Genomic DNA, 19,791 nt, shown 5'->3' on the forward strand with positions numbered 1-19,791 from the left:
TTTGTACCCATAAGGCTGTATTCCGGCTTTCCCTTTCGAGGTTTACACAAATAATCTTTCTGCTGAATCCCCTAACGCCTTTCCCTGAATAATGACATCAAAGGATTGGCTGATGCTTCCTGGCAGGACCAGGCTTCGGATCGCCCTGTTTCGTTTACTCGCCTCAGAGAAAGGATTCGGATCATTGTGCTCTGCCAATTCCTCCAGGATCCCGATCATCAGCAGGAATTCATCCTGTCTCTTTTTCAGGAGGAATTCCAAGCCGTATTTCTCTCCGAGCGAAATGATAGCGTCCAGATGCACATGGCTGGTGATGTCCATTTCTCCAGGCATTTTGAGTACATCATTTTGCATTTGGTGCTGATAATACCCGCGGAGACTTCCATTTTTACGTTTCGGTTCCTTCCATTGCTCCTTTGTGTAGCCATAATCAACTGTAACTATAAGACCTTTTTGCAAGCTTTTTGAAATCGATTCAATGAAAGGTTCCATTGACAATGGGATTTCCATCCTTTGCCCTTCAGAAAGCTGGATATCCTGTTCAAGCAGGAAGGAAGTGATTCTGTCATCGTGCAGAGGCATAAGTCTCTCAATTAAATCACCATTTTCGCAGGCTATGAACACTTCCTGGAGTACTCCTTCGTTTTTTTCAATGACATGAACAGGAAAAGCATCATATAGTTCGTTCGAAAAGATTAAGCCTTGATCCATTCCTGTTTCTGCAAACGAATTTGCATAGATGATCTCAGCATTTTCGATTCCCTTCAATTCTTCACTTTGCAATTTTTTATGGTACGGACTCGCTTCAATAATATGATATATAAGAAGCTCCTTTGAGACATCATTCCATCCCTGGATAAAAGCGCGTGCAAAGCGTCCATTCCCTGCTCCTATTTCACAAACGGCTGCTGGCAGTCCTAAGCTCTCAGCCTTTTTGGCATACCATTTACCAATCAATTTTCCATAGATGTCGGATATGTTACTTGTGGTAAAAAAATCGCCTTCCCTGCCAATCTTTTTGCGCTCCTTCATATAATAGCCTTCTTGAGGGTGGTAAAGAGCCAAATCTATGTAATCAGCATAAGTAATCATTTTCTTTGGTGAAGCAGCAATATACTCGCATATTATATCTTTCATATTAACTCCCCGGGTGCATTTTTCACTATTGACATAGTGTTTTCTATGCTATATTGTTTATATAGTAGCTTAACTATATCCCCTCCCATGATATGAATAGAACATCCCCCAGAAAGGCCCTTCTCATTGAGAAGGGCCTTTCTAGTATTTACAGTTAATACTAAAGCCTACAGTTTAAAAACCATTCAGGAATGGATTAGAGTCCATCTCATGACCAATTGTAGTCGTTGGCCCGTGACCTGGAAGTACTTCAGTTTCCTCTGGCAATACCAGCAGCTGTTCATGTATACTCCTGATCAACTGATTATGATTTCCCCCCGGCAGGTCTGTCCTTCCGATACTTCCCTGGAAAAGGGCATCTCCTGCTGCAACGAAATTATGGTTCGGAAAATAAAAGGATACACTTCCTGGCGAATGTCCTGGCGTTTCTAATACAGCAAAGTCGAACTCTCCAATTGTCAAATTACCTTCAGAATTGAAAAAGTGGTCTGCTTTGCGCGCTGTGATCATACTGCTAAGCATAAAGTGCTTTGAACCATTCAAAGCAGGATCTGTCAGCCATTCCTTCTCTTTTTCATTCATATATACCTTCAATGCATATTTATCCCTAATGCTGTCTACAGCGCCAATATGGTCGAAATGAGCGTGTGTAAGCAAGATTGCAGCTGGCTTTAATTCCAATTGTTCAATCACGGAAGATAATTTCTTTGGATTATCACCCGGGTCTACAATCAGGCAGGATTTACTATCATTATAGATCAAATAACAGTTTGTCTGCAGCGGTCCGAGCGGTACCTGTTTCCATTTCATCGTATTGCCTCCAACTCCTTATTGTTTTAACGATATACTTATTCTACACTATTGTTGTATAAGTTTTAACAAGACTGTTCGTCATCCGGGAATTCTTTATAATATTGACAGTATAATGTAAGGGGATTTAGCATGAACCTATATATCGGTCTCGAAACAAAAACATATTTAAAAGAAATTCCAGATTTTCTGGAATTCTTCTTGACTGAATACCCTCCTATGAATAATTATGGTAGTCTTTATATTTTTGAGCCCGGCTCCCGCGCTGAAGATGCAGCTGAGCTTTTAAAGGAAGCGGAATTGCTCGAAGAGAAACACGCCCTTATTCTTGCAGCCGCAGGTGAGTCAATGGGGGATTTTGGTGATTACGGATTTTCAGTAAATGATTCAACATTCCTATACAGGGATGAAATATCAGCTTTTTCATTTACAGGAGGAGAGCCTGTCCAAATAGAAATGGCTCTGCTTCAACTCGAGGAACATTTGATTTATACTGCAGCAAACCGAATTTATTTTTCACCCAGACACTATAATGAATTAATTCAGGGTATAGTAAAAGCATATAGAGCCGAAGTTAAATTTTTAGACCTCGACAAATGATTTAAAAAAATATAAAATATAAAGCGAGTGTATGCTTGTCATTACATACAGGCTGCCGCCTATAACTTCTGCAAACAGGCACCATGCCTGCCAAATAATATTGAAGGGGGCTATATATTATGATGGGATTGCCAATTATTTTCGCTTTAGTTACGCTACTTGCCGGATACGGTACATTCACGGCGCTTAAAAACAAGAACCTTCTTGGAATTGTATTTGGCGGAGGATCATTCCTGGTATTTGGCTGGTTCGCAGTCATGACTGTACTTCACCACGGATTCCCGACAGCGCATTAATTTGCACAAAAAAAGACCACCTCAAAGGTGGTTTTTTTTGTATTCTCAAAAGGAAAGCCTACTTTAACAGTTCGTTGACACGGTCAACCTTTTCATGCATTTTCCTTTTGACGTCTCTGCGGTCATCGATTCTGATGTTTGTTGCTACACGTTGAATCCCTGCGTTAAAGGGAGCTTCATGGATGGCCTGAATCACTTCAAAGAGAACAGGCAGATCTCCTTCAATTAAAGTATTCATCGGGGTCAGCTGAAATTGGATTTTCCCTTCATTCTCAAAGCCTTTCAGGATTTTCTGGATATCTGCTACATATGTACTGACACTTGGTGTCTGTGTTCCTATCGGGATGACTGTCACATCTGCTATTGCCATTATTCTCTCTCCTATCTGTTGGAATATTTAATATGATGCTGCAAGGATTTCTCAATTATGAAATTTTTTCAGCACTTATTGAATCAGATCGATTACTTCCCTGGTGGCAATGTTTATTACCTTTTCTAATTGAAACCCATAAAGGCACATATTGCCTGATGGGGAACAGGAAATGTATTCATTATTGAGGCCGTCTAAGATAACCTCTTCCTTCTGTTTCGCAATATTGTAACTTACTAATTCGAAACCATCCTCATAGATATCTGCTTCACCTTCATGAAGCGGCCGCAGGTAAAAAAATTCTTTCCCATCATCCATTAAATCATAAAAAGGGACCAGCCATCCAGAAAAAGATGTTAGTGCCGGAACATCTATGCTTCCCACAGGGGTTAATCCGCCTAAATAAAAAGTATATCGGGCAGAATAATTATTACTTTCATCCTCAACTGCAACAGTCAACAGAAGCTTCCCTATGGAATCAAATTGGTAAACATCTTCAATTTTCTTAACACTTTTTTGATCGTTAATCGACCTAATCATAACTGGGGCCTTTAGAGACATGGAATCCTCCTGCCATTCCTGATAGGCAAATTCTTTTTCAGAAACCCAGCGAATAAATGGTTCCGGAATTTCATGTTCTACAAGTTCCTTCTGGTCCAAATCAAGTAAATAAGTCTTGAAGTCCCAGTCCTCGCTGAATGCCGAGACGGCAATAAGATTTTGGTTAAAAGCATTCCATTCAAAGTTTAATTCATAGGATTCAAGTTCGGCTGAAAATTCTTCTTTGCCATCAAGGTCAATGACAGTCAGGACCCCTTGATTAGATTCTGCCTTATGAACCAGGATTTTATTTCGATCGGGACTTATTTCGGCATTGACTACAGGTATGGAACTTTCATATATCAGTTTTGATTTTCCGGATCCAAGGATATATGAATATAAGGATGATCCTTCACCGTTGTCGGTTATATAAAGAATCGAACCATTTGTCAGCCAGCCAGCAGACTTATGAAATTCCTCGGCACCAGGCTGGATCGGCTGGATATGAGTGCCAAAAAAAGCTGTGTCAGGAGTTTCCTTTTCCTTGTCAAGATGATGCTTGGCACTCGTGTGCTGCGACTCTGCCCGACTTTCGGAACACCCCTGGATTACTGCGGAAGAAGCGATGATCAACAGAAAAAGTAAGGACATTACGAATCGACTGTATGCAGACTTATTAATTCCTTTCACTGCTCCCACCACCTTAAAAAACACTGTAAATAACTGTACGTAAAACATACTCAAATGTTTCACTTAAAGCAGAAAAATCTGATATTTATTTTCTTTGTATTTACACATTAGAAATAACATACACCCCTATTTGCCAAATTTCAATCAAAATAAACACAATGGCTGGCACAAAAAAGGCCCATGCTGCAAAGCAGCACGGGCCTTTTCAAATGAATTATTCTTTGGTTTCCGGGAAAGCTTCCTTGATACTGCCTGATTGTTCATCATAGAACCTCAGCAGATCACCATAAATGATCTTATCAGAGTATTCAAGTTCGTTCTTTGATTTTTCCATATAAGGCTCACAGCTTGCCTTGTCTGTAGGCTCACCGGTGGCTTTATCATAACAAGCCTCACGGGTAAATACATAATCCTTGGTGATGAAGCTTCCGTCACGCAATGTAGCGAAATCGAGTCTGTCCTTAGCGAAAAGGTCGGAACCAAAATCAATGTCGTTCTTAGTATCAATTCCTAACAAGTGAAGGATTGTTGGTTTAAGGTCAATCTGGCCGCCAACAGTGGAAATCGTTTTGCCCTTCTCACCTGGAATATGGATGATCAGAGGTACCTTCTGAAGCTGTGTGCTTTCAAAAGGAGTGATTTCCTTGCAAAGATATTCGCTCATCGCTTTATTATGGTTCTCGGATATACCATAGTGATCACCATAAAGGATGATGATTGAATCCTCATATAAACCTTCATCTTTTAATTTTTGGATAAATAGCTTTAATGCCTCATCCTGATAGCGAACAGTTGGGAAATAATTATTTACGGTCTTGTCGTTGGATGTGTAAGGCTCAATAAAGCGATCTTCCTCATTCAATTCAAACGGGAAGTGATTAGTTAAGGTAATGAATTTTGAATAAAATGGTTTTGGCATATCTTTAAGATGCTGTACTGACTGCTGAAGGAAATCAACATCCTTCATGCCCCAGCCTACAGAGTTCTCCTCTGTCACTTCATAGTCAGGAAGAGAATAGAATCGCTGGTATCCTAATGCCTGGTACATGATATCACGGTTCCAGAAGCTCTTGTTATTGGCGTGCAGGGAAGCCGTAAAGTAACCGTTTTTGTTCAGAATTTCTGGTGTGGCAGTGTATTCATTGCCTGAATGAGTAAAGAATACTGCACCACGGCTTAATGGGTAAAGTGAATTCTCAACAAGAAACTCAGAGTCAGATGTTTTCCCCTGGCCTGTTTGGTGATAGAAATTATCAAAGTAATAGCTATCCTTGATGAAGTCATTAAGGAATGGAGTGATTTCCTGTCCATTCACTTTTTGGTTTATGACGAAATTCTGAGTTGATTCCATGGAAATCAGAATGACGTTCTTGCCTTTTGCCTTCCCAAACATAGCTTCGTTTGGCGGGTTGTAATTCGCTCTCACATAGTTGTCGATATCAGCTAATTCACTGCCATCAGCCAATGCGCGCTGGGCAGAGGATTTGGACTGCAGGAATGCATCGTATAGATGGTAATTGTAGGTACCGATGTTTTTGACAAGCATCTCGCGGTCAAATGTTCTTGTTAGCAGCTGCGGACGCTCAGCTTCAGCCATTCCCAGGTTAAAAAAGGCAATCGCAATCGCTACAAGGAAGAATGCTCTTCGATCCACCTTTGTATATTCCCTATATCCAATAAATTTTGGTTTAAGTTTAAACAGAACGGCTAAAATGATAAAGTCTGCGAAATAAAATAAATCACTGAAATTGATAAGTTCTGTTACACTGCTGCCTAAATCGCTCATATTGCTGGTCTGGAACAAGACCGGAATCGTCAGGAAATCATTAAAGAAACGATAAAACACAACGTTAGCGAACAACACAGCAGAAACTATGAAACTTGTAATCAGTATATAACGCTTTTGGTTTTTCTCCTTCATGAATAAGCTGATTCCGAAGATGAACATCAGAAAGCTCAGAGGGTTTATGAACAGGATAATTTCCTGTCTCCAGTTTTCAATTTTAATGTCAAAACTCGTCTTGTAAGCAATATAGGTTTTCAGCCACAGCAGGATTGTCGCAATGGCGACAATGGACGCTTTTGACCATTTTTTTGTTTGCATGTGCTTTACTACCTCCCTGTTATAAATAACAGATATGGGAATTTTTAGGCGACCCGAAACATCTGCTTCGAGAATCAAAGATAATCTTAATACTTTTTTTACAAAAAAGCAAACAGGATTCAATACATAAAAGGTATAATCTTCAATTGCCGCCATCATTGAGATTTTCCACCATTATAGACGATTTAAACCTCAAAAAGTTTCACGACTGTCCAAATTCCGAAAATTGAATCTTTAGTCACAGACAAAAACAGGGAGTTTTCTCATATAAAAAGAAAACTCCCTTCCGTTATTAAAACTTTCCGATTTTATTCTTTACAAGCCAGGCGGCTCCGATGACACCAGCATCATTTCCCAATGTAGCAATACTGATTTCTGTTGATTGGGCAACTCTCGGGAAAGAGTTTTTTAAGAATTGTTCTTTTACCGGATTCAGAAGTACATCGCCAGCCCTGGAAACTCCGCCACCAAGGACGATTTTTTCAGGATTCATTGTATTCGCGATATTTGCCAGCGCAATCCCCAAATGAAGTGCAACGGTATTGATCACGATCAATGCAGCTTCATCCTTTCTTCTCGCTGCATCAAAAACATCCTTCGCAGTTACCAGGCCTGTATTCTTATAGATTTCCGCCAGCTCACCGCTTGGGTTGTTTTGGTCCAGCATTTCCTGTGCCAGCCGAACTATTCCAGTCGCAGAGGCAATCGTCTCGAGGCATCCTGTCTTGCCGCAGTTGCATGGAGCTCCACCCTCTGCAAGTGAAGTGATATGGCCGATTTCTCCCGCTGCTCCGCTCACACCATGGACAATGTCGCCATTGGCAATGACTCCGCCTCCTACACCTGTACCTAATGTGACACAGACGATATCCTTAGCGCCATTGCCGGCACCCTTCCACATTTCACCGAGCGCTGCACAGTTCGCATCATTATCAATAACAGCAGGCAGCGAGGTTTCAACCTCAAGCAAATCCTTCAAAGGATATGGCTCTCTCCAGCCGAGATTCACCGCTTCAAAAATCACACCTGATGACAAATCGACAGGACCCGGTGCGCCCATTCCAATACCCATAACCTGATCTTTTTCATGACCAAGCTCTTCAAGCTTCATATCAATCGATTTTGCGATATTCAGGGTGATGTTCTTCCCTTCATTAGAGATATCTGTCGGGATTTCCCATTTATGAAGAATTTCTCCGTAAGGATTAATGAATGCAAGCTTTGTTGTTGTTCCGCCTAAATCTACTCCAACCAGCCATTTTTCAGCCATTCTACCGTCACCTTTTTCTGTTTGCGTTTTTTTCTTTTTGCAGCTGTATTTCATGCCTTAGCAGCAACAATGCGTTCTGATAGTCTTTAGTGTCAACCAACTGGGAATGAAAAAGCTCCCTTAACTCGGTTTCCATAAGTTCTAAATCAGACACTCTGTCACCGATGTAAATGATTGTCCCAAATCTTTTCAGGAATTGCTGGATTTCATAAATCGTTTTCAATATTTTCCCCTCGTTGTTTGTGAAAATAAGAGCATTTTACCATACATAAGTATAAAGGATACCAGTAGTCTCCTCAAGTAGGCGGGCAGGATTTTATTATAATTCTTCACTATAGCTGCCACTTTTTATCCACATTGACCATTGCATCAGATTGTAGGCGATCATTAAACTTCTCACCAGCTAAAAACAAAAAGCAGCCATTGGCTGCTCTTGAATTTACCGGTCAGGATCCTGCGGATGTAAAATGCGCGGCCGTCTGTTTTTCAGCGGGATTGGTGACCTCACGAGCACATCCCTGAAGGCTCTGAAGTTGAACGGAATGAAGGGCCAAAGGTATGGCACGCCAAAAGATTTCATCCTTGCCAGCATAATGACGAACAATACGAAGCCTATTATGAAACCATACAGCTGGAATGCCGCGGTTAAAATAAGCAGCAGCAGCCGTACTAGCCTGTTGGCAAGGCTCATTTCATAGCTCGGGGTCGCAAATGAGCCTATCGCTGCAATCGCGAGGTACAGAATGACTTCATTCGTCAGCAGGCCAACTTCTACAGCTACCTGTCCAATCATCAGTGCAGCTACAAGGCCCAGCGCTGTAGCCAGTGAAGTCGGTGTATGGATCGCCGCCATCCTTAAGACATCAATTCCGATTTCAATCAGGAAAAACTGGAGGAACAGCGGTATTTGCCCGGGGTCATTCGGCCCGATAAAGGATAGCTTGTCAGGGAGCAATTCTGGCCTGACAGCAAACAAGTACCATAACGGCAGCAGGAACAAGGAAGACCATACTGCCAGGAATCTCACCATTCGAAGATAGGCTCCGACAACAGGCTTGTTGCGGTATTCCTCAGCATGCTGTAAATGGTGCCAATAGGTAGTTGGTGTTATAAGCACGCTCGGCGACCCATCGACGATAATACAAACATGGCCTTCATAAAGATGTACAGCAGCGGTATCTGGACGCTCTGTATACCTTACAGTAGGGAATGGATTCCAGTGGCGCCCGGAAATAAATTCCTCAATCGTCTTTTCGGCCATCGGCAGGCCGTCTGTATCAATTTTACTGATTGACTCTTTAACCTTCTTAACCATATCAGGATCCGCAATGTCCTCTATGTAACATATGACAATGTCTGTCTTTGACCTGCGCCCGGCTTGCATATATTCCATTCTCAGCGTCCTGTCTCTGATTCTTCTTCTTGTCAGGGCTGTATTGAAGACAAGCGTTTCTACAAATCCGTCCCTGGATCCCCTGACAACTCTTTCTGTATCCGGTTCCTGTGGTCCCCGGACAGGATAGGTTCTCGCATCGATGAGGATTATTTCGGAGATCCCGTCAACGGCAAGAGCAGTTGGCCCAGCTAGCACCATATCAGCAACCTTATCAAGATCATCTGTTGTCTCTACCTCGACATAAGGGATATATCTTTTCACGAGCTTTTTAAGGGTGTCAGCCTCTAAAGTACCTTCTTCTAGTTTTGCGAGCAGCTTCATTATGTGAAGCAATATATCATCTTTAGCAAATCCATCAACGAGAAAGAGGGCCATGTCCCTGCCTGCATATTCTACATCAAGCTGGATGACATCAAAGCTTTTGCCAATGCCGAGCTCTTCTCTTAGGAACTTTATATTTTCTTTTAGGTTCTCTTGAACAGGATGCTTCTTTTTTTCCGCCATAACACTACTCAAACACCTTTCATTACAGGAGTGAACCATAATTTTCCTGACTTTTTCACTTCACCATCATAGCCAAAGAAAACGAAAAACATACTTATCTGCATGTCTCTCGGATCAGGTTCATATAGTGTTATACCGGACAAACCATTTTGAATGTTAAGAGGGATCTCATGCGAAAAAAAATGATTTTTATCAGCGTATCCGGGCTGGCCATCGTATTGTCAGCCTTTCTGCTCCAGCTCCAGCTCCTGAAGCCAGCATTGGAAACCATTACGTTTTTCCCAATAGATGAATCCGTGCAGTACAGAATGGCAAATACAACATTGACACTGCTGAATAAAAAACAAAACAATAAGCATCAGGTGGATTGGAAATTGAGTTCGACTCTTGATCGTAAAGCATATTTAAGGCAGGATTTAGGTCTTTTATTTGTAAATGGGGTATTAGAGGCAAAGACAGCCAAGTGGGAAGAAAATACGGCAAACCTGACACAGGAACAAATCCTTTCTGCGGGAGAAAGTGCGCGGTATGATGCAATCACTTTCCATTATTCAGAACTGCATGGACCAAATGACATCATTACCAGCGCCCAAAGGATGTCAGAAGACATGCTGTATGTAATCGATTCACGTTTCAGTCCGCTGCGCTCATTCAGGGCTCCAAAAAACAATCAGGAACGAGAGTGGAAGCAAGTACTGGATAAAAGTACGGATAACAGAATCAACAAGACTCTTGCAAAAGCGGCCAAAACTTTTCAGATTGACACGAACAGCTATATCATGATTCCGCTGAACGAACTGCGGAAATATGAAGACCAGCCGTTCCCGGGTTTTAATCAAGGGGAAACCGCAGTCATCCTCGGAAGGCTGTGGGAAGGCCTGTATAAAAATTATTACCTGGGCATAAAAAAAAGCGATGGTGCTGCAGTTGACCCGCTCGATAGCACCATGCCGCTTATTTTGGTTTCAAAAAATAAAAGCCATTTATTAGTAGTCACCCAGACGAAAGACGGAGAAAGCATCGTTCTTAAACAGCTTATTCCAGGTAACTCCTGATATCGGCCAGTGTATCCTGATAATCCTGTTGATCAGGTTTTAGCTCCACTGCATTCTGTGCATATTTTTCTGCTTCAATGTAATTCTGTTCTTCAAAATATATAAGGGCCAAATTATATGAGGCTTCGTGGAAGCCTGGTTCCATTTTAATCACCTGATGAAGATGCTCCTTGGCATCCCCCAGCTGATTTTGCTTTATTTCCACAAAGGATAAAAGGAACAGAGTACGGGCCGACGGACTTTCCTTTTCTGAATAGGAAGAGAGCAGTTCATCGGCTTTATCGTATTCTTCAGCCTTGATATGCTGCTGCGCCAGGACAATTACTGATTGTTCATCAACAATTTCTGCCTTGCCGCTGAAGCTGTATTGCAGTGAAAAAAACACGATCGCAATGGTACCAGCCAGGAAGGCAATCTGCATCCAGGGACGTTTTTTCTTGGGTAGGTGCATAATCCCGGCAGCAGCGAATCCACCTGCCAAGCCTCCCAGGTGGCCAGCATTATCAATTCCAGGAAGAGTGAATCCAAACACAAGGTTGATACCAAGGACAATCAAGATGTTAAGGCCAAGTGTCCTCCAAAACAATCCAGGATTAATAATCCCAAAGTACAGCAAGGCTCCAAAGCAGCCAAATATGGCTCCGCTTGCTCCAGCTGAAAGATTAGGACTGAACAAGAAGCTGGCAAGCACTCCCCCGAAGCCGGCTAAAATATAGATAACCAGGAACCTGAAATTCCCGTATACCCTTTCCACTAATGTGCCCAGATAAAATAGTGCCATTGTATTCATCAGTAAATGCAGCAAGCCAATGTGGATGAAGATTGGTGTAAAAAACCTCCACCATTCCCCTTCAAGAATCAGGGGATTGAACTTCGCCCCAAATTTTATCAGGTTTGCAGTATCTGTACTGCCGCCAGCAGCTTCCATAATGAGAAATACAACGATTTGTGCAGCAATGAACAGATAGGTGAAAAACGGCTTGCCGTAGTTAAAGACTGATTGCTCTGCCCGTGCCCGATCTGCAGCTTTCGTTAGAGTATTGTTCTTTATATCTTCTATTTCCTGCATTGATAATTCATTATTTATTTGAATATTAATTGGTGCATCAAAAAGCCCTTCAAGCGATTGTATGGCAGCAGGTCCATGCTCACGGTCAATTAAGAGGCTTTTTACTTCTGCCTTTCCGTCAGCAGACAAGTAAGGGTTAGCAAGGCGGAATTCGTAATCATCAACAGGTACGTAGGCGGTAAAGTAAAGATTCAATATCTTTAACTCTTTATTTTTCCCAAGTTGTTTTCGGATACTAGCCCCATTTTCGGCAGTCATTTCTATATCCCTCTGAAGCCAATTGCTCCAGTCAATATGATAATGAAGCAAACGGACCACCTGTACCTGCTTGCTTTCCATTTTCTCGAGCCACAGTTCCCCATGGCTCCTTGAAAGCTGCAAAATCCTATACCCTTCCTGATCAATCAGGTAATCTGCCACTTTCCAAAAAACATATTCCTCCGTAAAAGACAATTTCTCCCCTACTTCCTGCCTGAATAACTGGCTTTAATTATATATTGATATGTATGTGGACAATTCATTTTTTCTCTACAAAAATATTATAAACTAAATTTCATTACACAAGGCATATATAGGCTTGAAAGCAGCTTAGCAGCACCTATTGTGTGTCTTTACAAAAATCCTTCTTCGCTCCCCCGTAAAGGAAATTGCTTTATCCTCAAATTGAAACAGCCGCAAAGCCGGCGCATGAAAACTTTCCCAACCATTAATCTTAGTGGCAGTATAAACCAGAAAAAAGACCACAATGGGTCTTTTTACTGGAATTCTGATGGTCCTGAGAAAACGGATTGCATCATCTTGCTCCTGACTCCTGGAAGGCCCATGATCGAACTGACTGCCAGCGTCCTCAGGAACCTGTTGCCGAGCAAGACATTCATGACTCGGTACCTGTTTTCGAACAGGAAGTAACCTGCGAGACCCAACATGAATATCGATATCATTTTTCTTGTCATTTAAATCCCTCCTCTTTTAGTTTAGGAAAAAGTATAGACTTTTATCCTGCCGACAAAGAAATACATTCCAAAAGTTACATATATAATAGAAGAAAACGGTTACATTTTAAAAAAATCAACAAAATGGCTTCAGTAGAACTTGACGATTTAAAAGGCAAAAAGGATTTGGAACCAGCTGATTCCAAACCCCTTCTTAAGAAACTTAAGCCCATGCGCTATTGCTTATTCACTCTTTAACACCGGATCCATGACCTTCCTTAAAACCTCTACAGAGTGATCAAATTTCTTTTGCTCCTCATCATTCAGCGAAAGCTCAACAATTTCCCTGATCCCGCTGCGGTTTACGATTGCAGGCACTCCGATGTAAATATCTTCATGGCCATATTCTCCGTTCAAGTGGGCGGATACCGTCAGGATAGAATTCTCATCATGAAGAATTGCTTTAGTCAAGCGGACAAGACCCATCGCAATTCCATAATATGTTGCACCCTTGCGTTGAATGATGTGGTATGCAGCGTCACGCACATTTGCAAAAATGTCTTCCAGGTCATCCTGTTTATATTGTTCGCCGTCCTTCATCATATTGGAGATTGGCTTGCCCCCGATATCTGCATGGCTCCAGACAGGCAGCTCTGTGTCGCCATGCTCGCCGATGATATAAGCATGGACATTCCGCGTATCAACCTTGAAATAGTCACCCAGCAAGAAACGGAATCTCGCTGTATCAAGGATTGTGCCCGATCCGATGACTCTCTCTTTAGGCAGTCCGGAGAATTTCCATACTGCATAGGTAAGGATGTCCACTGGATTCGTTGCCACCAGAAAAATTCCATCAAAGCCGCTGGCCATTATTTCATCCACAATACTCTTGAAGATCTTTGCATTTTTTTCAACGAGGTCCAGCCTTGTTTCACCAGGTTTTTGATTGGCACCTGCACAAAGGACGACAAGGTCGGCATCCTTGCAATCAGCATACGAACCAAACCAGATTTTTGTCTGTGAAGGTGCAAACGCCATGCCATGGTTTAAATCCATCGCATCCCCTTCGGACTTTTCTTTATTCAAGTCTACAAGCACCAGCTCCTCTGCTACTCCCTGGTTCACCATAGCGAAGGCATAGCTTGAGCCTACAAAACCAGTTCCTACAAGCACCACTCGATTTACTCGATTTTTCATAACAGCATCCTCCTTAAATGGACAGATTCCTCTCTTCAATATAGTACATTATTGAACAAAGAATATGTATGGCTGGAAACGATATCAATATAAACATTTTGTTACAATTGTTTACTGCATTTTATCTTAGCCACCATATAAAAAACATTCCCGCAATGGCGGAGCCAAAACATGAAATAAAATTGACAGCATCATTGTTGATTGCTTTATATCCCTTAATTTTCATTGTCGGCACGCTGCAGTGAATGGTTTTTTCGGTGTCCAATCCGCATTCCCGGCATTTATAGCCCGACTGTATGAAGGCACCTAAAATTGTATCAATGATAGAGCCCGCGAAGCCAAACAGAAAAATGCCTGCTGCCCACGAAAAATCGATGGCAAAAAGAAAGTAAGCAAAGAGCGAAATTACCAGCGCCCCTGCACCCGCTGCCATTGTCCCAAATCCGGAAATTCCACCAGAGGTTCCACTTGGCACTTTCTTCAAGGTTTTGATTGAAACCGGATTTCTTTTGCTCAAAACACCAAGCTCTGATGCCCAGGTGTCCGCATTGGCACTGGCGAGGGATATCGAGAATAGCAGCACCCATGCTGGGTCGGGAAACAACAGATTGCCAAGTCCCGCCAAAGCAGCTGTCCCGCCATTTGCCGCTACCTGTGCCCAGTCTCTGGCAGATCCTTTTTCATGTACCTCCCCCAAATATGCCTTCTTCCTCCGCTTGTACCTGGAGAGCAGGCTGGAAGTAAGAAAGAATATCCCAAGCAGCACCAAACCCTTTATATCGAATCCAATCCAGATCAGGAAGCCTGTCAGAAATGCAGCAAGACCGCCGGATGCAGTTAAAAGCTTAAAATACTTCGATATGAAACTGATAGCAGCAATGATAAGAATCATTAGATATATTTCAGCTTTCAACCTTGATTACCTCATGATTGGTAATGATCTTCCGTACGGGGATATCATGCTTTTCCCTCGGGACCTTGTCAACAATCTGTTTTTCAAATGCAAGAGATAGTGTATTGCCATGATAGTTTGCCAGGAAACGGTCATAGTAACCGCCGCCGAAGCCGAGTCTGTAGCCGCTTCTGTCAAAAGCTAACCCTGGGACGATGACTAAATCAATTTCTTCGTGACTGACAGATTCAGTTTCAGAAACAATCGGCTCATACAGGCCAAAGTAAACAGATTCCAGCTGTGAGAATCGGGTTAACTGACGAAAATCCATAGTGCGCGATTCAGATTCACATTTGGGGATGACCACTCTCTTCCCTTGCTCCCAGGCCTTTCTGATAATTTGGCAGGTATCCACCTCGGGAGTCCTTGAGATAGTAATCGCCACCGTGGCAGCATTGTTCCAATCCTCATCCATATAAAGCTGTTCCGCTATCAGAAGGGACCAATCCTCATACAAAGGAAGCGTAAGGGCTTTCAGCACATCTTTGACCTGTTTTCGGAGTTCCTTTTTATCATCCATTGCCGCATCATCCTTTTACATGAAAATTATTCTATGTATTTACTCTACCATTATTTTCTTTCGTTAAAAAGGCGCTAATTCTCTGCAATAGACGAACGCCGTTAGGGTGATAATTATGAGTCAGGTTCTTATGGGCTGGGTGCTATTTTGCATGTACAAAGCAGCTGAAAAAAACCACTGATTATTTCCAGTTTGCAGGATTTCGACAAAATTCTGTGGAATATCAGGTGAAAGTTGCGGGATTTCGACAAATAATGGCGGAATGCTGACTAAACACATTCCAGAATAAGTATTGAAATTTACTTACATTCCTTTTAAGAAAGTCTCTATTAAAATCAGGCTGCTGAATTCGGTCCAAGACGCTTCTTTTCCAATACTATCAACAGTTGTTCTCAATCAAATCAGCCAATTATAAATCCTTAGACAAAGAAAAAAGCAGCTGGGAAAATTCCCGCTGCTTACTTTGTTTCACGGTGTACAGTTGTACGCTTTTCTCTTGAGCAGTATTTCTTTAGCTCAAGACGGTCAGGGTTGTTTCGCTTATTTTTTTTAGAAATATAGTTGCGATCTCCGCACTCTGTGCAAGCTAATGTAATGTTTACACGCATGTATTTTCCCTCCAAACTATTCAAGCTAGGTTCGTGCATACGACTTTTCTATAATATCACTTTTTGTCGGGAAATGCTAGTGTGTTTTTTAAAAGCATTTGATTCAAATGAATAATTGTTTTTTTATCGGTTCCTTCAATCATCCAGCAGCTGCTTTTTCGCGTTTCCCTTGGTCCCATTTGAACATCCAATGCATAGATGCTGGCAGCAGCGCCCTTTGCCATCGGCTGATAATTCAGCACCCCAGACTCCTGGCAGCTCCAAAGACGATCAGTCCCTACATTCCAAATCGGCTGGACTGTACATTGCTTCATTTTTCCGCAGCTATTCATTCCGTTAACGAGATAAATGTGTTTATCAGCAAAATGGAATATGACATTCTCATTTGGTGATATAAAGCTAAAACTCTCATTTGCAGTTTCGGAATGGCTCTGCATCAAAATGAGTTTTGCTTCCTTGTCCGTTTGGGAATGGTTGGTGACGAAAATATCATAAAATTCTATCTTAGAATGTATATTTGCCTGTTTCATCTTAATAGACAAATCCTCCGAAGGGAGCAATTTTTCCGTCGAATCACCAAGCCAGTATACCTTGCCGTTGACCCATAAACCCGGAGTGAAGATTAAAGGCTGTCTATGCAGAATTTTTTCTGCATTCTCCTCACGTACATATGCATTCAGATTCATTTTAACACCCTCCTCTGTATGGTATTGGTCTCTTCGATTTCTGCAGAGCAAACCCCTTGCTTTCCTGCAAGCGTGCTATAAAGACTTTCAGTAGATTTCGCGTTCTCCTTCCAGCTGAATTTGGAAGTGACGGCTAGTTGTCCTTGATGGGCAATATGTTTCGCTTGTATTTCATCTGCTAAGATATATTCAATCATTCCTGCTAAGCTTTTCTCATCACCCGGTTTTGTATAGAAGGCTGTTTTCAGATGTTCCGCCAGGCCTTTCATCCCGCCGGTATCAGCAATAATCGTCGGGACACCTGCAGCGAGCGCCTCGGCAGCGGCCAGTCCAAATGGTTCATAGGTGCTTGCAAAAACAGCGATATCTGCTCTGCCCAGCAGCCCTTTTCGTACATCCTCCTGGACGAACCCAAGGAAATAAACATACTCTGACAGCGACAGCTTCTTGATCATTTGCCGGTAATAATCTAATAGTGGGCCATTACCTGAGATAACAAAACAAAGCTCGGGATATGTTTCTTTTAAAATCGCAGCTGCCTTGATTATCGTTTCAAATCCCTTTTCCCTGACGATCCTGCCAATTGAAAAAACCACTTGTCTGCCCTTAATAAAAGGAAATGACTCATCAGCAATTATTTCTTTTTGAGACTTAGTCTCCATAAAAGCACCATTTGGAATGACAGAAATTTTCGATTCAATTATTCCAAATAACCCCTTGATTTCCTGGCTCATATGTTCACTGCAGACAATAATATGCTGTGAAGACTCTGCCAGCTCTTTCTCTTTATTGAATATGAACTCCTGAAGCTCATTAAAAATCCCGCTGTTCCTGCCGTATTCTGTTCCATGAATAGTGCTGATCAGCGGCAGTTCCAGCGCTTTGCTAATATATCCTGCAGCTGCACCGGTCATCCAATCGTGATTATGAACAATATCGAACCTGATATGGCTCTCCATTGTTAACGCATAATCTGCCATTGCCAGATTCAGTCCCCCAATCCATGAGAGAAAATCAGCATCCTGGGCATTCAAGGGAACTACCCGATGTACATGCACACCATCCATTTCTTCATAGCTGGCTGCATTGGATGGATTTGAGGTAAGGACATGAATCTCATGGCCGCTCTTGACTAGTTCAGCTGACAGAGCATGGACATGCCTGGCCAGGCCTCCAACAATATGCGGCGGATATTCCCATGTAAGTATAAGTACATTTTTCCGGGATATATCGGTTTTCCCTTGAGTCATTTCTGTCTGCTCCCTTCCAAATCATCATAATAGGTATAGGTAGACACTTTCCCATCCCATTGGGGAGGAACAAATTGACTGCGAGGGGAATTTGCAGCATGAGTATTTTGTGATGAAACAGTATTCGATCTTAGTAACGGAAAAAAAGACATCCCTTCCCGTATAATCCCAAGTTCTGCATAATAGCAGTGTTTATCTGACAATCCCTTAAAAAGCCAGCTCTCAGTTCCCGGCCTGATGACCATCTCATGGATCATGCCAGTCTTCTTTCCAGCTGAAGCTCCATCCAAAAGTCTTAAGGACATCACGATCTGTTTCTCTTCGATATTGAAGTATTTTGCTATGAACCCTATCTTTTCTTCGCTGAGCTGCCAAAAAACAAACAGCTTACCTGGAGAGAGCAGCCGTGCCGAAAGATGGTCTGTCTTTTTCCAAACTGTAGTATTCTGCTCTGTCACGATGCACCCTCCAACCTGCAATTATATTGTTAAAATTAAGAATATATTCTATAAATTCATGTTAGCATTTTAGCTGCACAGCTACAATAAACGCAATTTGTCGGAATCTGCAGCTCCAGTCATTCACTATGGAAGCAAGGACAAATATTTTTATATAGTCATAACGGATTACAAATATGGTCTGTAATCGACAACGTTTACAGCCTCTGGAAATCATATTATGACAAAACTATCATTTTTTTTTAGGTAAAAATTATGAATCGAATTTTGCGGTATGGAATGGTACACTAATTCTATGTGTTTTTATTTCAGCACGGGAGGAATTACATATGGGGTACATAATACTCAGCCTGATTGCCCTCGCAGCCATTCTTTTCATCCTTTCATTTTTCCTGAAGGATCCATACAAGGAACTGCGCGAAGAAGTTGATCAGCTGACCATCCAGCAAATCCAGGACTTATACCAAATTAAAAAAAAGCTGAAGGTGCTGGAGGAAGAATTGCTTGTCAGTGATTCTGCCTTCGATAGACAAGCTTCATTCAACTCGGGAAAAAAACAGATTCATGATATCATTAAAAATCAAGTCTGGTCTCTTGCCCAGCAAGGTATGGATATTAATCAGATTGCAAAGCAGTCATCCCTATCCACACAGGAAGTACAAGAAATCATAAATGAATTCATTGATAAAGGACAGATGGTATGAATAAACGGACAGCACAAGCATTCGCATTAGGCATTCTTTTTTCTGCCATTTTCCTTTGGGCAGGAAGCAATGTAATAGCGGATCAACAATCCGAGAAGGAGCTGACTGTTTCAGATGCGAAGCAGCTCCTTGAGAAAAAAGGATTTACTGTCATGGACAGCGGAGAATTCGCTAAGATGAATGAAAAAAAACCTGAGGAAAAAGCAGACAAAAAGCCAAAAGCGGAGGCTCCAGCAGAAAAAGCTGAACCCCCTGCAGAAGAAAAAGAAGTAAAAGAAGAGCCAAAAGAAGAAAAGAAATTCACGCTTGTCATTGCTGGCGGGATGACACCGGGTGACGTAGCTGTCATGTTGAAGAGCCAGGGTATCATCGATGATGAGAATAAATTCGAACGATTCCTGATTGTCAAGGGCTATCACACAAAGGTCCAAATCGGTCGCTATGAATTGACCGGCGGAATGGATTATGATCAAATTGCGAAGGTTATTACCAAAAATAGATAGTTCTTATATGTAAAATTTCAGACTATAGACACTCGATGGAAATCTTGATGTCTATTGTCTTTTTTTATATGCCTCCTTTAAATCAACTTACAAAAAAGAACCTGGGATTCTTTATGCTTCTGAAACTGTATACAAACCCG

At 41.9% G+C, this 19,791-nt stretch carries 22 protein-coding genes; 5 read left to right on the plus strand and 17 right to left on the minus strand.

Going from position 1 to position 19,791, the window contains the following annotated elements:
• Positions 1-42: 42 nt before the first annotated feature.
• Both AC3EBE_RS14595 and AC3EBE_RS14600 read right to left on the minus strand, forming a co-directional pair.
• Positions 43-1,137, minus strand: a complete 1,095-nt coding sequence (locus AC3EBE_RS14595; protein ID WP_488595767.1) for a class I SAM-dependent methyltransferase — start codon at positions 1,135-1,137, stop codon at positions 43-45.
• Between the two features lie 174 nt (positions 1,138-1,311).
• Positions 1,312-1,947 carry an MBL fold metallo-hydrolase gene (locus tag AC3EBE_RS14600; RefSeq protein WP_488595768.1) on the minus strand — a complete coding sequence of 212 codons (636 nt, stop codon included), beginning with the start codon at positions 1,945-1,947 and terminating at the stop codon, positions 1,312-1,314.
• A 132-nt stretch (positions 1,948-2,079) separates the two neighbouring features.
• On the opposite strand from AC3EBE_RS14600, the gene AC3EBE_RS14605 reads away from it, so the two are divergent.
• Both AC3EBE_RS14605 and AC3EBE_RS14610 read left to right on the plus strand, forming a co-directional pair.
• Positions 2,080-2,547 (plus strand): hypothetical protein, encoded by a 468-nt coding sequence (locus AC3EBE_RS14605; RefSeq protein ID WP_488595769.1) that lies wholly within the window; start codon positions 2,080-2,082, stop codon positions 2,545-2,547.
• A 122-nt stretch (positions 2,548-2,669) separates the two neighbouring features.
• Positions 2,670-2,843 (plus strand): DUF2759 domain-containing protein, encoded by a 174-nt coding sequence (locus tag AC3EBE_RS14610; protein ID WP_488595801.1) that lies wholly within the window; start codon positions 2,670-2,672, stop codon positions 2,841-2,843.
• A gap of 58 nt (positions 2,844-2,901) precedes the next feature.
• Here AC3EBE_RS14610 and AC3EBE_RS14615 read toward each other — a convergent pair whose 3' ends face one another.
• The 6 genes from AC3EBE_RS14615 to AC3EBE_RS14640 all read right to left on the minus strand — a co-directional run bounded on the left by AC3EBE_RS14615 (position 2,902) and on the right by AC3EBE_RS14640 (position 9,717).
• Positions 2,902-3,213, minus strand: a complete 312-nt coding sequence (locus AC3EBE_RS14615) for an MTH1187 family thiamine-binding protein (protein ID WP_488595770.1) — start codon at positions 3,211-3,213, stop codon at positions 2,902-2,904.
• A gap of 75 nt (positions 3,214-3,288) precedes the next feature.
• The gene (locus AC3EBE_RS14620) at positions 3,289-4,443 is read right to left on the minus strand and encodes a YqgU-like beta propeller domain-containing protein (protein ID WP_488595771.1); all 1,155 of its coding nucleotides are present in this window, start codon (positions 4,441-4,443) and stop codon (positions 3,289-3,291) included.
• A gap of 214 nt (positions 4,444-4,657) precedes the next feature.
• Positions 4,658-6,547 carry an LTA synthase family protein gene (locus tag AC3EBE_RS14625; protein WP_488595772.1) on the minus strand — a complete coding sequence of 630 codons (1,890 nt, stop codon included), beginning with the start codon at positions 6,545-6,547 and terminating at the stop codon, positions 4,658-4,660.
• A gap of 292 nt (positions 6,548-6,839) precedes the next feature.
• Complete coding sequence (locus AC3EBE_RS14630; protein WP_488595773.1) at positions 6,840-7,817, minus strand: ROK family glucokinase; 978 nt, start codon at positions 7,815-7,817, stop codon at positions 6,840-6,842.
• A gap of 7 nt (positions 7,818-7,824) precedes the next feature.
• Entirely contained in the window at positions 7,825-8,040 is a 216-nt protein-coding gene (locus AC3EBE_RS14635) for a YqgQ family protein (RefSeq protein WP_488595774.1), read from the minus strand.
• Between the two features lie 216 nt (positions 8,041-8,256).
• The gene (locus tag AC3EBE_RS14640) at positions 8,257-9,717 is read right to left on the minus strand and encodes a spore germination protein (RefSeq protein WP_488595775.1); all 1,461 of its coding nucleotides are present in this window, start codon (positions 9,715-9,717) and stop codon (positions 8,257-8,259) included.
• Between the two features lie 170 nt (positions 9,718-9,887).
• Between AC3EBE_RS14640 and AC3EBE_RS14645 the strand changes: the two genes are divergently transcribed.
• A complete protein-coding gene (locus tag AC3EBE_RS14645) occupies positions 9,888-10,772 on the plus strand; it encodes a hypothetical protein (RefSeq protein WP_488595776.1) in 885 nt (294 codons plus the stop codon).
• Here AC3EBE_RS14645 and AC3EBE_RS14650 read toward each other — a convergent pair.
• The 9 genes from AC3EBE_RS14650 to AC3EBE_RS14690 form a co-directional block, all read right to left on the minus strand.
• Complete coding sequence (locus tag AC3EBE_RS14650) at positions 10,753-12,294, minus strand: rhomboid family intramembrane serine protease (RefSeq protein WP_488595777.1); 1,542 nt, start codon at positions 12,292-12,294, stop codon at positions 10,753-10,755. The genes AC3EBE_RS14645 and AC3EBE_RS14650 overlap by 20 nt on opposite strands.
• Before the next feature lie 302 nt (positions 12,295-12,596).
• On the minus strand, positions 12,597-12,794 hold the full coding sequence (locus tag AC3EBE_RS14655) for a hypothetical protein (RefSeq protein ID WP_488595778.1): 198 nt from the start codon (positions 12,792-12,794) through the stop codon (positions 12,597-12,599).
• Positions 12,795-13,016: 222 nt separating this feature from the next.
• Positions 13,017-13,970, minus strand: coding sequence for an L-lactate dehydrogenase (locus AC3EBE_RS14660; protein ID WP_488595779.1), 954 nt, complete (start codon positions 13,968-13,970; stop codon positions 13,017-13,019).
• Between the two features lie 121 nt (positions 13,971-14,091).
• Complete coding sequence (locus tag AC3EBE_RS14665) at positions 14,092-14,883, minus strand: DUF92 domain-containing protein (protein WP_488595780.1); 792 nt, start codon at positions 14,881-14,883, stop codon at positions 14,092-14,094.
• Positions 14,873-15,442, minus strand: coding sequence for a 5-formyltetrahydrofolate cyclo-ligase (locus AC3EBE_RS14670; RefSeq protein WP_488595781.1), 570 nt, complete (start codon positions 15,440-15,442; stop codon positions 14,873-14,875). Before AC3EBE_RS14670 ends, AC3EBE_RS14665 begins: the two co-directional genes overlap by 11 nt.
• Positions 15,443-15,900: 458 nt before the next feature.
• Entirely contained in the window at positions 15,901-16,050 is a 150-nt protein-coding gene (gene rpmG / locus AC3EBE_RS14675; protein WP_016204868.1) for a 50S ribosomal protein L33, read from the minus strand.
• Between the two features lie 56 nt (positions 16,051-16,106).
• Positions 16,107-16,736 (minus strand): hypothetical protein, encoded by a 630-nt coding sequence (locus AC3EBE_RS14680; RefSeq protein ID WP_488595782.1) that lies wholly within the window; start codon positions 16,734-16,736, stop codon positions 16,107-16,109.
• Positions 16,733-17,986: a glycosyltransferase family 4 protein gene (locus tag AC3EBE_RS14685; protein WP_488595783.1), complete on the minus strand. Its 1,254-nt coding sequence runs from the start codon at positions 17,984-17,986 to the stop codon at positions 16,733-16,735. Before AC3EBE_RS14685 ends, AC3EBE_RS14680 begins: the two co-directional genes overlap by 4 nt.
• Positions 17,983-18,444: a DUF4912 domain-containing protein gene (locus AC3EBE_RS14690; protein WP_488595784.1), complete on the minus strand. Its 462-nt coding sequence runs from the start codon at positions 18,442-18,444 to the stop codon at positions 17,983-17,985. The genes AC3EBE_RS14685 and AC3EBE_RS14690 overlap by 4 nt, the downstream gene beginning before the upstream one ends.
• Before the next feature lie 329 nt (positions 18,445-18,773).
• Here AC3EBE_RS14690 and AC3EBE_RS14695 point away from each other — a divergent pair, with 329 nt between their 5' ends.
• Together AC3EBE_RS14695 and AC3EBE_RS14700 are read left to right on the plus strand one after the other, a co-directional pair.
• Positions 18,774-19,148 carry a hypothetical protein gene (locus AC3EBE_RS14695; RefSeq protein ID WP_488595785.1) on the plus strand — a complete coding sequence of 125 codons (375 nt, stop codon included), beginning with the start codon at positions 18,774-18,776 and terminating at the stop codon, positions 19,146-19,148.
• Positions 19,145-19,651, plus strand: coding sequence for a hypothetical protein (locus AC3EBE_RS14700; protein ID WP_488595786.1), 507 nt, complete (start codon positions 19,145-19,147; stop codon positions 19,649-19,651). Before AC3EBE_RS14695 ends, AC3EBE_RS14700 begins: the two co-directional genes overlap by 4 nt.
• Positions 19,652-19,791: the final 140 nt, after the last annotated feature.

It is taken from the genome of Mesobacillus sp., assembly GCF_057785455.1.

Excerpts from the sequence above, each read along its gene's own strand:
- AC3EBE_RS14595 (WP_488595767.1), bottom strand. The coding sequence starts at position 1,137 with ATGAAAGATATAATATGCGAGTATATTGCTGCTTCACCAAAGAAAATG.
- AC3EBE_RS14600 (WP_488595768.1), bottom strand. The coding sequence starts at position 1,947 with ATGAAATGGAAACAGGTACCGCTCGGACCGCTGCAGACAAACTGTTAT.
- AC3EBE_RS14605 (WP_488595769.1), top strand. The coding sequence starts at position 2,080 with ATGAACCTATATATCGGTCTCGAAACAAAAACATATTTAAAAGAAATT.
- AC3EBE_RS14610 (WP_488595801.1), top strand. The coding sequence starts at position 2,670 with ATGGGATTGCCAATTATTTTCGCTTTAGTTACGCTACTTGCCGGATAC.
- AC3EBE_RS14615 (WP_488595770.1), bottom strand. The coding sequence starts at position 3,213 with ATGGCAATAGCAGATGTGACAGTCATCCCGATAGGAACACAGACACCA.
- AC3EBE_RS14625 (WP_488595772.1), bottom strand. The coding sequence starts at position 6,547 with ATGCAAACAAAAAAATGGTCAAAAGCGTCCATTGTCGCCATTGCGACA.
- AC3EBE_RS14630 (WP_488595773.1), bottom strand. The coding sequence starts at position 7,817 with ATGGCTGAAAAATGGCTGGTTGGAGTAGATTTAGGCGGAACAACAACA.
- AC3EBE_RS14640 (WP_488595775.1), bottom strand. The coding sequence starts at position 9,717 with ATGGCGGAAAAAAAGAAGCATCCTGTTCAAGAGAACCTAAAAGAAAAT.
- AC3EBE_RS14645 (WP_488595776.1), top strand. The coding sequence starts at position 9,888 with ATGCGAAAAAAAATGATTTTTATCAGCGTATCCGGGCTGGCCATCGTA.
- AC3EBE_RS14655 (WP_488595778.1), bottom strand. The coding sequence starts at position 12,794 with ATGACAAGAAAAATGATATCGATATTCATGTTGGGTCTCGCAGGTTAC.
- AC3EBE_RS14660 (WP_488595779.1), bottom strand. The coding sequence starts at position 13,970 with ATGAAAAATCGAGTAAATCGAGTGGTGCTTGTAGGAACTGGTTTTGTA.
- AC3EBE_RS14670 (WP_488595781.1), bottom strand. The coding sequence starts at position 15,442 with ATGGATGATAAAAAGGAACTCCGAAAACAGGTCAAAGATGTGCTGAAA.
- rpmG (WP_016204868.1), bottom strand. The coding sequence starts at position 16,050 with ATGCGTGTAAACATTACATTAGCTTGCACAGAGTGCGGAGATCGCAAC.
- AC3EBE_RS14680 (WP_488595782.1), bottom strand. The coding sequence starts at position 16,736 with ATGAATCTGAATGCATATGTACGTGAGGAGAATGCAGAAAAAATTCTG.
- AC3EBE_RS14685 (WP_488595783.1), bottom strand. The coding sequence starts at position 17,986 with ATGACTCAAGGGAAAACCGATATATCCCGGAAAAATGTACTTATACTT.
- AC3EBE_RS14695 (WP_488595785.1), top strand. The coding sequence starts at position 18,774 with ATGGGGTACATAATACTCAGCCTGATTGCCCTCGCAGCCATTCTTTTC.
- AC3EBE_RS14700 (WP_488595786.1), top strand. The coding sequence starts at position 19,145 with ATGAATAAACGGACAGCACAAGCATTCGCATTAGGCATTCTTTTTTCT.